Genomic DNA, 16093 nt, shown 5'->3' with positions numbered 1-16093 from the left:
CAAGCGTGACGCTTGCGCTCCAGTCGCTTGCGCTCCGGTCGCGACTATCTGACGAACGCATTCGGCACCGGCACGTCGGACGAAAGACCGAATCCCTGTATCAATGTTCCGGCGGTCGAGCGCTGGACGTACCAAGTTGAATTTGACGGGCGAAACACCGCCGCATCCGTTTTGCCGTCGCCGTCGTAGTCGCCGGGGGCCGGCGCGTCGCCGTTCGCCCCGAACGGGAACGAATAGAACGTGTAGTCCTCGCTTCTCAAGATGAACCATTCACCGTTCGAAGGCCGCCAGATGGCGATGTCGGTCTTGCCGTCGCCGGTGAAATCGCCCGGCACCGCGCGATCCGTCGCCGAACCGAAAGTTACCGCGATCACGCCCGCTAGCGAACGCTTCAACCACCATTGACCAAGGCTTGGCCTGAAAACCGCGATATCGGTCTTGCCGTCGCCGTCGTAGTCGGCCGGAACCGGCCGGTCACCACTCACGCCGAAGCCTTCGATCGTTGTTCCGCCGCTTGAACGATTGATGTACCAAGTCGAATCTGACGGACGGAAAACGGCCGCGTCAGTTTTGCCGTCGCCGTCATAATCGGCCGGAACGGGAACGTCGCCGCTCGCTCCGAACGGGAAACTGTAAAACGAAAAATCCTCGGATCTCAAAATGAACCATTCCCCGTTCGACGGTCGGAAGATCGAGACGTCCGTTTTGCCGTCGCCGGTGAAATCGCCCGGCGTCTGGATGTCCGACGAGTTCCCGAAGGTGTGGACAATCAAACCGTCGGCGCTGCGTCCGAGCCACCATTGACCATTCGACGGACGGAAGATCGAAATATCCGTTTTGCCGTCGCCGTCGAAGTCGAACGGCGCGCCGCCTTTTGCCGCGAGTATCATTCCCGAACGCGCGGCGGGCACGACGCTCGCGACCCCGCCCGTGACCGTCACATTCCCCGAGCCGAGAAGATCGGTCAAAACAGTCCCGTCCGCAAAAAGATCGGCGACTGGAAGCGCGGCGCTGTTCGACGCGGCGCCGTTGTTCAGCACAACGAGTACTTTTTCATTCCCGTCTACGCGGGCGTAGGCGAACGTGCTGTCGTCGGTTGCGGCGGCCGTCGTGTCGCCGGTCAGGACCGTCTTGAAGTCACCCGTTCTGAGCGCCTTCGAACGCCTGCGGATCGCGCCGAGCGAGGTGTAAAAGTTGATCAGACCCGTATCGGCCGGTCCGTAGATATTCTGATTTCCGGCTTCATCCGCCCAAGGATAGGGCGCGCGGTTGTATGGATCGTCCTCCGCAAGTCCGCCCGGACTGTTGCCGAGCGACGGCGCGTTGATGCCGGCCTCGTCGCCGTAATAGACCATCGGCGCGCCGATGTACGTGAACTGTATCAGCGCCGCGAGTTTGAGGCGTTCCTTCGCCTGCGTCAAACCGCTGTCGCCGGGCGCCGTCAGGCTGTAAAGCGCGCGGTTCGTGTCGTGTGAATCGAGCAGATTGAGCATCGCGCGCTGTGCCGGAACCGGATAGTCCTCGCGGATCGAGCGGAGCGACGCGTCAAACTGCGAAGGTGAAAGGCCGAGAATGCGGTTGCTGCCGTTGTTGTCGTTGTCGGACCAGTCGACCGCCCTCGCGAAGCCGAGCGCGTTTTTGCGGAAGCGGTAGTTCATCGAGCCGTCGAGTTGGTCGCCGGCGAGATACTGGCTCGCGTCCGGGAAGATCTCGCCGATCAAAGGGCCGTCCGGCTTGTAGGTCTTGGCGAAACCGCGGTACTCGTTCCACCACTGGTGCGAGATGTCCGGCGCGACGTCGAATCGCCAGCCCCCGGCACCGCGGTCGTACCAGTATTGGGTGACGTTGGTCGTCGGCGTGCGGTAGAAAAAGTCCTTGACGGCGTTGTTTTCGGTGAGCGCCGGCAGTCCGCCGAAACCGAACCAGCCCTCGTAATCGGCGGTCGTGCAGGGAGCGTTGTTGTTGAAGAAGTTGAACCACGAACGGTAAGGCGAGGCGAGGCTTTCGCACGCGCCGACAACCGGCGAACGGTGATAATAATCGAAAAACTCGCTGTCCTGCGACATATGGTTCCAGACGCCGTCGAGGATCAGTTTCATCCCGCGCTGGTTGGCCGCGCTGACGAGGGAAGCGAACGCCGCGTCGCCGCCGAGTTCGTCGGCGATCGCGAGAAAATTGTCTGTATCGTAGCGATGGTTCGAACGCGCCTTGAAGATCGGGTTCAGATAGATCGCATCGAATCCGAGACCCTTGATGTAGTCAAGTTTGTTCTCGATCCCCTTGAGATCGCCGCCGAAAAACTGCGAACCGTAATTGTTCGGGCACGGCGACGGCTGACGCGGGTCGCAAACCTGCGAATTCCAGGTCGTGAACGCCCGATTCGATGCCGGCGACGCGCCGTAAAGCGACGGGCAGCCGGTCGTGTTGCCGGCGCGGCACCAGTCGTTGGTGATGTCGCCGTTGCGGAAACGGTCGGGAAAAATGTGATACACGGCCGAATTCTGGATCCACGACGGGGTCGAGAAATTAGGGTCGTAAACGGTTATCTGGAACGCCGGGAACGGTTCGTTGTCGAACGAGCCGCCGCCGCCGCCCTGTCCGAGATTGTCGTGGTCGTCCGCGTAGAAATCGCTGTAGTAGTCGGTGTCGGTGCCGTCGACGACGCGGATCTTGTAGTAGATGATCTTCGGCGTCGTCGGCGTCTGGTAGCTGAGCGACCAGTAATCGTAGGTCGCGTCGGACGAGGTGATCGCCATCGCCGTATCGATCGGCCCGGCGGTCGTGCCGGTCGGCGGGTTGTATTCGTAAACCCTCAGGAAGACGCCGGTGAGATCGTTTTTGAACGCCCGGAACCTGAGGTTGACGACCGTCCCGGCCGTCACCGCGCCAAACGGCGTCCGGTAGAAATTGTTGAACGTGTCGTGTTCGAGTCCGTTCCATTCGACGTTGTTGTCGTTTGAAGCTGCGGAAACGATCCCGAAGAAGGCAAAGATCAAGACCGCTATCGATAAAGGACGAATTTTCTTCATTTACGCCACCTGCCCGATTACTTTGTTCGGATTCGATACTAAGATGACGTGGCGATGAAAGTCAAAGTCGCCCACCGATGCGGAATCCGCACGAAGCAACGGCGGCACCCCGTCTTCGTGCGGTTCGGTGATTTCAGGGCGATTTTTGCCCCTCGTTTCGTTGGGCGTTTGATGTCGCACGAAAGACGCGCGGTTCAGCCGTTTATGGACGAACGACCACGTTCGGAACCGGAACATCCGTCGAAGCGCCGAAGTTTTGGATGAGCAGGCCGGCGGTCGAACGTTGCAGGTACCAGGTCGCGCTTGACGGTCTGAAAACTGCCGCGTCCGTCTTGCCGTCTCCGTCATAGTCACCCGGCGCGGGAAGGTCGCCGTTCGCGCCGAACGGGAACGAGTAGAACGAGGCGTCCTCGCTTCTGAGGACAAACCACTCTCCTGTCGACGGTCTGAAAATCGCGACGTCCGTCTTGCCGTCGCCGGTATAGTCGCCCTGGATGTTCTTGTCGGTCGAGGTCCCGAACGTGTGGACGATCAACCCTGCCGTCGACCGGTTCAGCCACCATTGACCGTTTGACGGACGAAAGATCGCGATGTCCGTTTTGCCGTCGCCGTCATAATCGGCGGGAACGGGGAAGTCGGTCGCCGCGCCGAACGTTTGGATCGTCGTTCCGCCCGACGAACGTTGAATGTACCAGGTCGCATCCGAGGGCCTGAAAACGGCCGCATCGGTTTTGCCGTCGCCGTCGTAATCGGCGGGAACCGGGATATCGTTCGACGCCCCGAACGGGAACGAATAAAACGAGAAATCCTCGGATCGCAAGACGAACCATTCGCCGTTCGAAGGCCGGAAGATCGCAACATCGGTCTTCCCGTCGCCGGTGAAATCTCCGGGCGTGAGCACGTCGGCTGAATTCCCGAACGTGTGCGTGATTGTCCCGGCGGTCGACCGGTTCAGCCACCACTGGCCGTTCGAAGGCCGGAAGATCGAAATATCGGATATCTTGTCGCCATCAAAATCAAAGTCACGCAGTCCGTTATTCTGGTAACTGATCATTGTAGTTTCGAAGTTGTTCATTCCGCCCGCGAGGATCCGTCCGGATTCATCGAGTCGCAACGCGTGTATCAACTCGGCTTGATCGGTTAAAGGAGTGACAACACGCCCGTTAACGCCGAATCGCAGATCAGTTGTTCCGTTCGGTGAAAATCGTGCGAGCGCGAAATCCAAATTTGCCCCGCCGTTCGCGTAACCTCCCAAGAAAAACGACCCATCGGGAAGGGGGAGAATAGTATTCGCCCCGTCGGTTGCGGAGCCTGAAAACGGAACAATTAGTAGCCCCGAACTCGCGAACGAGGAGTCTAGCGAGCCATCGGGGGTGAGACGTGTCGCAGCGAAGTCGAAAGAATCCGGCGAGTCACTTAGGGTGGAGCCTGCTGCGAGGATTCTTCCATCTGGCAGAATCAAAAGATCGTTCGGTGCATTTTGTCGTCGGGTCGAATTTCGGACCTCAACAATGCGGGTTCCGTCGGCACCGAAAGTTGAATCCACGGAGCCGTCGATGTTCAGCCGAACGAAGCCAAACCCAGACGCGCTGAAATCTCCGAAACCCACGTTTCCGGTGGCGACAATTTTGTTCTCGGTCTGTATTCGAACCGCAGAGCAGGTAGACGGACCTCCCGGAAAATCCACCGTCGTAATTCCGTCGTCGCTGAAAGCTGTGTCTAGAGTTCCGTTCGTAAGGTAACGCACCAGACCAAACGTTTTGGTTCCGTTGTTACCGCTTTCGCCGCAAACGACGATCTTTCCATCAACCTGAATAGTGACGTCGTATGCAATATCATCGAATGGTCGAACAGATGTGACTGCGACGCCGTTGATGCCGAATGAAGTATCGAGACTTCCGTTTTCATTCAGTCGGACAATGGCGAAGTCCGAAATGGCGGTCGAATTTCGAGAGGATCCGACAACGATTATCTTGCCATCGCTTTGAAGCGCAATACCTAGCGCCTGATCGTCACGGGTACTTACGGCGACAAAGGCAACGCCGTTCGAGCCGAACGAAGAATCGAGTGCTCCGTTAGCCCCAACGCGAACGATTCGAAAGTCCGTGCCGGTGCCACTCCGGAACTGCCAGCCTATAACCAAGAACTTGCCGTCGGGTTGGAATACTCCAGCCGTGGCCGACCCGCTCGTTGCAAATGTCGTTTTACGCACACCATTCGTGCCGAACGCCCAGTTTCGGTCGCCGGCCGCTGAAGAGCATGAAATTACAGCCGCAAATGCGAGGGCAATGAGAAGAACTATCCGGGTAAACACTGCGTCTTTCCTCCTTCCTACCACAAACTGTTGTAACAAATACCGGAAATATCGATAGCAAAATCTATTCCTTTCGTTTTTCGTATGTTTTGAGAACTTTTTTGCGGGAATTTACACGGGCGGATGTTGAAATCTCACAACATAACGGCTCGAAGGCCAAAGAACGAGGCTGGCTCGGCGATGTTTGCGGGCCACGCGCGACGACTCCTGTGAGGCTCGCTTTAGAACCCGATGCCGAGCTGAGCCCGTAAAATCCATTCCTTCAATGGTTTGGAGAGCATTGAAGTCGGTCCGCTTTGAGAACCTGCCGGCTTTCGCTGCAGCGGTCGGTACTCCGATTGAAGTTAAGAAATCGAACTGGACACGTGCGACGCAGAATCCCAAACCCCAAATCCCTAACCCCAGATGAAAAGGCCCCGCCCGTTTCCGGTCGAGGCCTTTGTCAGTTTCGGATAATCCAAAATCGAAAATCCAAAATCCGAAATGGGCTTACATTCCCATTCCCATTCCGCCGCCGGGCATTCCGCCCATTTCCGGCTTGTCGTCCGGAAGTTCCGAGATCATCGCTTCGGTCGTCAGCATCAGGCCGGCGATCGAGGCTGCGTTCTGGAGAGCGGTGCGCGTGACCTTGGCCGGGTCGATGACGCCGGCCGCGACGAGATCTTCGAAAACCTCCGTCGCGGCGTTGAAGCCGTACGTTTCGCTGTCTTCGTTGCGGATCTTCTCGACGATTACCGCGCCTTCTTTGCCGGCGTTGCCGACGATCTGGCGGAGCGGCTCTTCGACCGCGCGCTTGATGATGTTGACTCCGATCTTCTCGTCGCTGTCGCCGGTGACGACGAGCGTGTCGAGAACCTTCGCCGCACGAACAAGCGTCACGCCGCCGCCGGCGACGATCCCTTCTTCGACCGCCGCGCGCGTCGCATGCATCGCATCTTCAACGCGGGCTTTCTTTTCCTTCATTTCGGTCTCGGTCGCCGCGCCGACTTTGATGACGGCGACGCCGCCGACCAATTTGGCGAGACGTTCCTGAAGTTTTTCGCGATCGTAGTCCGAAGTGGTTTCTTCGATCTGGTTGCGGATCGTCTTGACGCGTCCTTCAACCGCGTCTCCGATGCCCTGGCCGTCAACGATCGTCGTGTTGTCCTTGTCGATCGTGACACGCTTCGCGCGTCCGAGGTCTTCGACGGTGATCGACTCGAGCTTGATGCCGAGATCTTCCGAGATGACCTTTCCGCCCGTCAGCGTCGCGATGTCTTCGAGCATCGCTTTGCGGCGATCGCCAAAGCCCGGAGCCTTGACGGCGGCGACGTTGAGCGTGCCGCGGAGTTTGTTGACGACGAGCGTCGCGAGCGCTTCGCCTTCGACGTCTTCGGCGATGATCAGCAGCGGGCGTCCCATCTGCGCGACCTTTTCGAGGATCGGCAGCAAGTCGCGCATGTTCGAGATCTTCTTCTCGTTGATGAGGATCATCGGTTCGTCGAGGACGACTTCCATACGGTCGGCGTCGGTGACGAAGTACGGCGAAAGATATCCGCGGTCGAACTGCATTCCGTCGACGACTTCGAGCGTCGTATCCATCGTGCGCGATTCTTCAACAGTGATGACGCCGTCTTTGCCGACCTTGGCCATCGCCTCGGCGATGATCTCGCCGATCTTGGTATCGCCGTTGGCGGAAACCGTTCCGACCTGTCCGATCGATTCGCCGGAAACCGGCTTTGCGAGACGCTTGACTTCTTCGACGATCGCCGCGACGGCCTGTTCGATGCCGCGTTTGAGCGCCATCGGATTGGCTCCGGCGGCGACGGTGCGAACGCCTTCCTTAAAGATCGCTTGGGCGAGAACCGTCGCGGTCGTCGTTCCGTCACCGGCGACGTCCGAGGTCTTCGACGCGACTTCGCGGACCATCTGCGCGCCCATATTTTCAAGCGCGTCCTTGAGTTCGATTTCCTTCGCGACGGTAACACCGTCCTTGGTGATCGTCGGCGAACCGAACTTCTTGTCGATAACGACATTGCGGCCCTTCGGACCCAACGTAACCTTTACTGCGTCGGCGAGCTGATTGACTCCGCGCAAAATCGCCGAACGCGACTCTTCTCCGTGTACAACTTGTTTAGCCATATTATTAATTTCTCCCTTAATTTCTTTTTTGGGTTCGCGCTTTCGCGCGCCTGCCGCCTGAAGGCGGAACTCCAAACTAGTTCGCGTTCGCTCCGGCGCGTTCGATGATCCCGAGGATTTCGTCTTCGCGCATTATCAGGAACTCATCGCCGTCGATCTTGATCTCCGACCCGCTGTATTTGCCGAACAGGATGCGGTCGCCCGCTTTGACGTCAAGCGGTTGCCTTTCGCCGTTTTCCTTATATTTCCCGGCGCCGGCCGCGATCACTTCGCCTTCCTGCGGTTTTTCCTTGGCCGAATCCGGAATGAAAAGTCCTCCGGCGGTTTTGTCCGCGCTCTCATCAATACGTTTGACGATCACTCTGTCGTGCAAAGGTTTAATTGTTGTAGCCATTGTGTTTTACTCCTTGTTGGTAGTGGTAATAAAAGTTTAAGATGACTTTCGACGGTCGAAAACGCCATTCTTAGCACTCATCCATCGAAAGTGCTAGTTTACGCAAACGTGGTTAAAACTGTCAAGTGTGACTTGTCGGTAGGCAGGAAACTTGATGATGTTGTTATCAAGTTTGATCTTTGGGCTTTGATCTTTGGGCTTCGATTTTTGATTTTTGGACTTCGGAATCTGATCTTTTCAATTTTCCGAAGCTCAAAAGCTCCAAGATAAGATCAAAGCCCAAAGATCAAAGCCCAAAGCCCAAAGATCAAAGATCAAAGCCCAAAGTCCAAAGATCAAAGTCCAAAGATCCAAAATCCTATGTTCATATCCGAAATAAATGTCTTTCCCGTCAAATCGCTGCGCGGGACCGGTCGCGAAACGGCTCTCGTCGAGCGCCGCGGACTTGCCAACGACCGGCGCTGGATGATCGTCGATGTGGAAAATCGGTTTCTGTCGCAACGCGAGTTTCCGAAAATGGCGAGGATCACGACCGATCTGACGGACGCCGGGTTGATTCTCGGGTTTGAAGGCAAAAGGATCCGCGCGCCGTTTGCGGCGGCCGATTCGAAACGTGAAACGGTCGCGGTCTGGAACGATCGGTGCCCGGCTGAAGTCGCCGGCGTCGAGATCAACGAATGGCTTTCGGATATTCTGGAAGCACGTTGCCGACTCGTGCGTATGCCGGACGATTCCGTGCGCCCGGTCGATGCGGCTTACGCGATTCGCGCCGACGACCGGGTTTCTTTCGCGGACGGATTTCCGTTTTTGCTGATCGGCGAATCGTCTCTTGGCGATCTGAACTCGAGACTCGAAACTCCGGTCCCGATGGATCGGTTCCGGCCGAACCTGGTCGTTTCCGGCGCCGAGGCGTTTGCCGAAGATGATTGGAGGAGAATAAGGATAGGCGAAACGGTCTTTCACGTGGTAAAACCCTGCTCGCGATGTGTGATTACAACGATCGACCAAGCCGAGGGCGTCAAGACCGGAGTCGAGCCGCTGCGAACGCTCGCGGAGTTCCGGACTTTCGAGCGTAACGGCGCGAAGAAGATCTTGTTTGGGCAAAATCTGATCGCCGAGAACGTCGGCGGGAGTCTGAGAGTCGGCGATCGGGTCGAGGTTGTCGAATAGGATCAAGAAAGGTCTCAGCCGCGTCTGGCGAGCAAACGTTTCGGGGTTTGCGCCGGAGCCTGGTACGAAACGACACGTTTCGAAAGGGTGTTGCGGTGAATTCCGAGCGCGGTGGCGGTGTTTGATAGATGTTCGCCGTACTTCAGGAGCGCCTTTTGAATATAAAGCTTTTCGAATTCCGCCATCGCTTCGTTGAGCAATATCTGACCTTCGAGCATCTCGTCGATCAAAGCTTCCATTCGGTTTCTCATCTGCATAAGTTCGTGGACCGTTGTTTCGTAACAAGACGGATGGTTGATCGTCAACCAAGATTTCTGCCGGTAATGAGACGGTACGCCTGAAGGTACCGTTCCCTTGTGGCGGTGACTATCGCATCGGGCAGAGCGGGCGCCGGCGGTTGTTTGTTCCAATCCAAAGACTCGAGATACTCGCGCAAGAACTGCTTGTCGAACGACGGCTGCGAATGTCCGGGCTCGTACGTTTCCGATGACCAGAAGCGCGACGAATCGGGCGTTAGAACTTCGTCGATCAGAAGGATCCGGCCAGCCTCGTCCAAACCGAATTCGAACTTCGTGTCGGCGATGATGATCCCGCGCGAGATCGCGTAGTCGCTCGCTTTCTTATAGATCGCGAGCGAAAGTTCCTTCAGCCGCAACGCGGTTTCAGCGCCGACGATTCGGGCAAACTCGACTTCATCGATATTCTCGTCGTGGCCCTCGACAGCCTTCGTCGCCGGCGTGAAAAGCGGCTCGGGCAAACGGGCGCACTGTTTCAGGCCTTCGGGAAGCTTGTGGCCGCAGACGGATCCGGTTGCGAGATAATCCTTCCATCCGGAACCCTCGAGATATCCGCGAACAACGCATTCGACGGGAAAGACCTTGGTCCTGACGACGAGCGTCGAACGACCACGGAGTTCCTCGTGTTGCCGTACGCTTTGCGGCATCTCCTCGAATTCGCCGCTGACCACGTGATGATCGGTCACCGATTCAAGAAATCTGAACCAGAAAAGCGACATCGCCGAGAGGATCGCGCCTTTATCGGGAACGGGCGTCGGCATTATGCAGTCGAACGCCGAGATTCGATCCGTCGCGACCAGCAGAAGGCGATCCTCGTCGACGGCGTAAACATCGCGAACCTTACCGCGGTGAACGAGCTCGAGCGTGCCGATATTTGTTTCCGAAACTGGACCTGTAGCCGACATCATTCTTCACCTTGATCATCGTTGGGACGAGATAACTTTATTCGGAAATCTGAAAGTTGTAAAGGATTCGGCGAGAGATCTAATTCTTCAAATCACGGCGGAATTGCTATTGTTGAAAATTTATCAACAAAGTTAAAAAATTCGTGACAATGTGAAAAAAAGAGTTATAATGCTAATGGCGAATTCGACATCGCCGAATTGTACGCTCAAGTATCAAAAACGATAACCCGCCGGCCCCCATCGATGCCCCGTCCCAGAACGGATTTCACGACTAAATAGATGAAACGCAAGAATTTAACAATGATTGGACTCTGCAGGTCATACGCCGCCCCGACGACGCTTCTTTTCCTCATTACGCTGTTTGCCGTGCCGGTTTCGGCGCAACTTAAAGCTCCGCCGACACCGTCGGAAGATTACACGTGGTGGTATGTTTCGCTTTTCGTCCTGGTTGCCGCACTGGCCGGAGCGGTCGTTTGGATGCTCAAGAGCCGAAGTTCGGCGGCCGAAACCAGCAAATCAGAAGAGCGGAAATTGAAAGCCAAGGCAGACGCCGACGCTTGGGAAACCGGCGCGCTGGACGCAGACCGGGAACTCGAATGGTATCGCCAGGCTAAGAAGGCTACCAATGCCAAGAAGAAGAACCTGGCCCGCGGACTTCCGCAAACTTCAAAAGTGCTCAAGAATCGGCCGGAAGTCTCGGAGCGCAAGGAATTTACAGAGCGCGAAATCAAGGAAAAACTGCTCCATCTCCAGTTCTCGCAGCTGCCGATCTCGAAACTCAAGAAACTCGAACTCGCCCGACCGTTTTCGCCGTTGCCCCTCTCTAACGATGACGCCCTGATGAGCGCGATCGAACAGACGCAGGACGAATATGAAGAGGATGAAGCCGTTCGCGAACTTGCGGTTCGCATTCTGGCGCGCTTCAAGACCAGAAACTCGGTCGAATCGTTGGCCCAGGTAGCGCTTTACGATCTTTCGTCGAATCTTCGCTCGAAGGCGGTTTCGGTCCTTGCCGACTTTGACCACGAATCCGTCTTTGAAACGATGCTCCTTTGCTGTGCCGATCCGACGCGGGAAGTTCGCGCCGCGGCGGCTCGCGGTCTGTTCCGTCTGAGTTTCGACCGCTCCGACGCCTGGACGCGGATCGCCGAAACGAATGAAGAGTTCAGAATGCGCCAGGCTGCCCGCGCCGCAATGGAAGCCGAACTGGTTCTCAGATCGCTCGACCGGCTCGTCCATCAGGATCACAAGATTGCATATGAGGCATTCACATTGCTGGCGCTGATGATCAAGACCGGTGAAACCGATGAGCTCTTCGACGCCGTCGAGACGCATCGCGACGAAAACGTAAAACTCGCATTTCTTCGCGTCATCGAAGTCGTCGGCGACGATCGCGTCATTCCGCGTCTCGAGAAGATGCTGAACCAGTTGATGATCCCGAAGGAAATGAAAGACCGCATCGAAGAGGTTATCGCAAGCTTCGAATTGGTCGCGGCCTGAGATCAGTGCAGAGTGCAAAGTGCATAGTGCAGCAAAGTGCATAGTGCAGAGTGCAAAGTGCATAGTGTGGAAGACCGTCTTCAATTGTTGTGCACTATGAACTATGCACTATGCACTTTCCCTTTCCCCTTTTTTCTTTTTCACGGTAAAATTTACTCGTGAAATTTCGTCTTATTTCTGAAAATCAGCCCAAAGGCGATCAGCCGGCGGCGATCAGGCAAATCGTCGAAGCGCTCAACGACGGCACGAGGAATCAGGTGCTTCTCGGAATTACCGGCAGCGGCAAAACGTTCACGATCGCCAACGTCATCGATCAGGTCCAACGTCCGACCCTGGTCCTTGCGCACAACAAAACGCTCGCGGCGCAGCTATACCAAGAGTTCAAGAGCTTTTTCCCGGAAAACTCGGTCGAGTATTTCGTTTCTTATTACGATTATTACCAGCCGGAAGCATACGTTCCGGCGTCCGACCTGTACATCGAAAAGGAAGCGACGATCAACGACGAAATCGATCGGTTGCGGCTGAGCGCGACCCGCGCGCTCTTCGAACGTCGCGACGTTATCGTTGTCGCGTCCGTTTCCTGCATCTATGGTCTCGGGGATCCCGACGCTTACTACGGAATGCTCTTGTTCGTTGAGCCCGGCCAGCAGATGAAACGCGAAGATCTGCTCCGCAAACTCGTCGAACTTCAGTACGAACGGGCCGAGATCAACTTCGAACGCGGCAACTTTCGGGTCCGCGGCGACATCGTCGAGATATATCCGAGCTACCAGGATATGGCGTACCGGATCGAGTTCTGGGGCGACGAGATCGATGCCGTGTACACGATCGATCCGCTGCTCGGCGAGGTCAAACAAAAACACGAAACACGCCTGCCGATCTATCCGAAGACGCATTATGTGATGTCGCCCGGGACGATCAAGCGCGCGCTCAAAACGATCAAAGAGGAGCTTGTCTGGTGGGAAGAGGAACTCATCAAACAGGGAAAACTCGTCGAGTCCCAACGATTGCACCAGCGGACGATGTACGATCTCGAGATGATCAAGGAAATGGGATTCTGCCACGGGATCGAGAATTATTCGCGCCATCTGACCGGCAAGAAACCGGGCGAACCGCCGCCGACGCTGCTTCACTATCTTCCGGAGAATGCGATCGTCGTCATCGACGAGTCGCACCAGACCGTCCCTCAGCTCGGTGCGATGTACAAGGGCGACCAATCGCGCAAAGGCACGCTCGTCGAATACGGGTTCAGATTGCCGTCGGCGAAGGACAATCGTCCGCTGTGTTTCGAAGAGTTCGAGGCGATGCGCGGACAGACGATCTATGTTTCGGCCACGCCGGGCGATTACGAGTTGCGGCAGACCGAAGGCGAAGTCATCGAACAGATCATCCGGCCCACGGGCCTTCTTGATCCGAAGGTTGAGATCCGTCCCGTTCGTGGACAGATCGACGACCTTTTGCACGAATGCCGCGTTCGGGCCGAACGCAACGAGCGCGTCCTCGTCACCACGCTGACCAAGAAAATGGCCGAGAATTTGTCCGAGTACTTTGCCGAGGTCGGCGTGCGCGTCACCTATCTGCATTCGGACATCGACACGCTCGAGCGAATCCGGATCCTGCGCGACCTGCGCCGCGGCGAGTTTGACGTGCTGGTCGGCATCAATCTTTTGCGCGAGGGTCTCGACCTGCCTGAAGTATCGCTCGTCGCGATCCTCGACGCCGACAAGGAGGGTTTTCTTCGGAGCGAACGTTCGCTGATCCAGACGATGGGCCGCGCCGCGCGCAACGCCGGCGGAATAGCGATCCTTTACGCCGACAAGATCACCGATTCGATGCGCCGCGCGATCGAAGAGACCGAGCGCCGCCGAACGGTGCAGGAAGAATACAACACCGAACACGGGATCACGCCGACGACCATCGTCAAATCGATCGAATCGACGCTCGTCACGGCGTATGAGGCGGATTATTTCAAGGTGCCGCTTGAACTCGACGCGTACGATGAATACTCGCCGAAACAGATCAAGGAGACGATCGCCGGGCTCGAACGCGAGATGCGCGAGGCGGCGAAAGAGATGAAATTCGAACACGCGGCGGAAGTCCGCGACAAGCTCAAGTATCTGCGCGACCGGCAACTGCAGATGTCGTGATCCCGGATTTGGTCTTCCATCTCGACGCGATTTGACCTGCGTCGCCAGGCTTTGTTTTGTTGTGCCGTTATGAAGTTTTAGCTGTTTTTCGGGATTCAAAACGTGTTAAAATCGGGTATGTGACGATGCTTGGTTCAGGTCTTTGGAAAGCATCATCATCTGCGTCCCCGCGCCGTGGGGGAACGGCCGGCGCCTTGATCCTGGGTGCTTATCATCTCCCGGTCCGGCCCGGAATCCTGTTCTTGAATCGGCGCCCGGTCCGAACCCGGCAGCGACCGTTTTTCGAGTTTTGAAAAGGAGTGAATTTTATGGAAGATCGTGAATCATTTGCGGTTGCGGAATCGTCCGACAAACCGAATCGGCGAAAGTTCCTCGGCAATTTGGGAAAATCCGCGATAGCTGCCGCTGCGGCTGGCGCGATCGTGCCGTTCATCGACAAGACTGCGGGGATTTCGGCGCAGCGCCCGATCGAAGGTTCGTTCTACCATCAAAGGTCACAAGCTTGCTATCAGTTTCGGGTGAATGCAGCGAGGGCGAATTTCCAGCCGATCCCGCCGCTTTTCAGTCGTCCGGGCAACGGTGACGAAGAACGCTACCCAAATCGGATCGGCAGTTACTCGAAGGGATTGCCGCATCAGTCCAACGGCGAGGTCGATCCCGCGGCGTATAACGCTTTTCTGAACGCGATGCGCACGGGAACTCCGGCGCTGTTCGAGCAGATACCTCTAGGCGGCGACCGCAAACTGACCAACCCGCAGGCCGGATTTGCATTCGATCTCGAAGGCAAAGACGCTTTTTCCTTGATTCAACCGCCCCCGCCGGCGTTTGCGAGCCGCGAGATCGGCGCCGAGATCGCCGAGAATTACTGGATGGCGCTTCTGCGCGACGTGCCGTTTTCGGATTATTCGACGAATCCTGTCGCGAACGCCGCGGCCGCGGATCTGACGCTTTTCGGCGCGGATTTCAAGGGTGCGAAGACGAACGGCGGCCAGGTGACGACCGATCTATTGTTTCGAGGACTTACTCCCGGTGACCAGGTCGGACCGTATCTCTCGCAGTATTTCTATCTGCCGTGCTTTTTCGGCGCCAACGAGATCAGCCAGAAGATCCGAACCGTGGTCGGCGGCCAGAACTATATGACCGATTTCGCGAGCTGGCTGAGCGTCCAAAACGGCGTCTCGCCGTCTCAGGGCGACGCTTTTGACCCGACGCCGCGATATATGCGAAACGGGCGCGACATCGGACAATGGGTCCATATCGACGTCTTGTTTCAAGGTTATTTTCAGGCGTTCTTGGTTCTTGCGGGCACGCTTGGCGCCGCCTTTGACGCCGGAAACCCATATTCGAATTCGGCGACGCAGCAGGGCTTCGCAACATTCGGCGGACCGCATATCGCGACGTTGCTGTGCGAGGTCTCGACGCGTGCCCTGAAAGCCGTCTGGAACCAGAAATGGATCGTTCATCGGAGACTTCGTCCCGAAGTATTTGCGGCCCGGATCGATCGCGCCCTTTATCACAAAGCCGCGTATCCGATACAGGCGGAAATTCTGAATTCGCTTTCCACAAACTCGCGGCTTGGCGGGTATATGACGCCCGGAAACGCGCTGCTGCCGATGGCTTTTCCGGAAGGCAGTCCGACGCATCCTGCTTACGGCGCCGGACATGCGACCGTCGCCGGCGCATGCGTGACCATCTTGAAGGCTTGGTTTGACGAGTCTGCGGTCATTCCCAATCCGGTTATGCCGGATCAGAACGGACAGTTCCTGACCCCGTACGTCGGCCCTTCGCTGACTGTCGGCGGCGAGTTGAACAAGATCGCTTCGAACGTCGCGCTCGGACGGAACATCGCCGGGGTTCACTGGCGTTCCGACGGCACCGAATCTCTGAAACTCGGCGAAGCGGTCGCCATCGGTGTTCTGAAGGATCAAAAAGCCTGCTACAACGAGCAGTTCGCGGGTTTCAGCCTGACGAAGTTCGACGGCACGACCGTCACGGTTTGATCTGGATCGCGGATAGTGAAGAGTGCATAGTGGATAGTGCAGAGTGCATAGTGCAGAGTGGATAGTGCATAGTGCAGAGTGGATAGTGCATAGTGCATAGTGCAGAGTGGATAGTGCAGAGTGGATAGTGCATAGTGCATAGTGCAGAGTGGATAGTTCAAAGGTCCTGATCAAGTGTTATGTACACTATGCACTCTGCACTCTGCACTATGCACTA

At 56.8% G+C, this 16093-nt stretch carries 10 protein-coding genes; 4 read left to right on the top strand and 6 right to left on the bottom strand.

The features are described from left to right. Positions 1–44: 44 nt before the first annotated feature. From IPN69_19790 to groES, 4 genes are all read right to left on the bottom strand, one after another. Entirely contained in the window at positions 45–3029 is a 2985-nt protein-coding gene (locus IPN69_19790; GenBank protein ID MBK8812953.1) for a VCBS repeat-containing protein, read from the bottom strand. Between the two features lie 202 nt (positions 3030–3231). Next, entirely contained in the window at positions 3232–5343 is a 2112-nt protein-coding gene (locus IPN69_19785) for a VCBS repeat-containing protein (GenBank protein MBK8812952.1), read from the bottom strand. 489 nt (positions 5344–5832) lie between these two features. Further along, a complete protein-coding gene (gene groL, locus IPN69_19780; protein MBK8812951.1) occupies positions 5833–7464 on the bottom strand; it encodes a chaperonin GroEL in 1632 nt (543 codons plus the stop codon). Between the two features lie 76 nt (positions 7465–7540). Then, positions 7541–7858, bottom strand: coding sequence for a co-chaperone GroES (groES, locus tag IPN69_19775; protein MBK8812950.1), 318 nt, complete (start codon positions 7856–7858; stop codon positions 7541–7543). 360 nt (positions 7859–8218) lie between these two features. On the opposite strand from groES, the gene IPN69_19770 reads away from it, so the two are divergent. Next, positions 8219–9028, top strand: a complete 810-nt coding sequence (locus IPN69_19770; GenBank protein ID MBK8812949.1) for an MOSC domain-containing protein — start codon at positions 8219–8221, stop codon at positions 9026–9028. A 14-nt stretch (positions 9029–9042) separates the two neighbouring features. Here the strand turns inward: IPN69_19770 and IPN69_19765 are convergent, their stop codons facing one another. Both IPN69_19765 and IPN69_19760 read right to left on the bottom strand, forming a co-directional pair. After that, complete coding sequence (locus IPN69_19765) at positions 9043–9267, bottom strand: hypothetical protein (protein MBK8812948.1); 225 nt, start codon at positions 9265–9267, stop codon at positions 9043–9045. A gap of 62 nt (positions 9268–9329) precedes the next feature. Continuing rightward, positions 9330–10229: a phosphoribosylaminoimidazolesuccinocarboxamide synthase gene (locus IPN69_19760; GenBank protein MBK8812947.1), complete on the bottom strand. Its 900-nt coding sequence runs from the start codon at positions 10227–10229 to the stop codon at positions 9330–9332. A 300-nt stretch (positions 10230–10529) separates the two neighbouring features. Between IPN69_19760 and IPN69_19755 the strand changes: the two genes are divergently transcribed. The 3 genes from IPN69_19755 to IPN69_19745 all read left to right on the top strand — a co-directional run bounded on the left by IPN69_19755 (position 10530) and on the right by IPN69_19745 (position 15876). Then, the gene (locus tag IPN69_19755) at positions 10530–11729 is read left to right on the top strand and encodes a HEAT repeat domain-containing protein (GenBank protein ID MBK8812946.1); all 1200 of its coding nucleotides are present in this window, start codon (positions 10530–10532) and stop codon (positions 11727–11729) included. A 158-nt stretch (positions 11730–11887) separates the two neighbouring features. After that, on the top strand, positions 11888–13876 hold the full coding sequence (gene uvrB, locus IPN69_19750; GenBank protein MBK8812945.1) for an excinuclease ABC subunit UvrB: 1989 nt from the start codon (positions 11888–11890) through the stop codon (positions 13874–13876). A 308-nt stretch (positions 13877–14184) separates the two neighbouring features. After that, positions 14185–15876, top strand: a complete 1692-nt coding sequence (locus IPN69_19745; protein MBK8812944.1) for a vanadium-dependent haloperoxidase — start codon at positions 14185–14187, stop codon at positions 15874–15876. The last annotated feature ends 217 nt before the right edge of the window (positions 15877–16093 follow it).

The sequence above is a fragment of the Acidobacteriota bacterium genome, assembly GCA_016715115.1.
GTDB lineage: Bacteria > Acidobacteriota > Blastocatellia > Pyrinomonadales > Pyrinomonadaceae > JAFDVJ01.
Note: the sequence above shows the minus strand (reverse complement) of the source record. Positions and strands in the feature narration are given on the sequence as shown.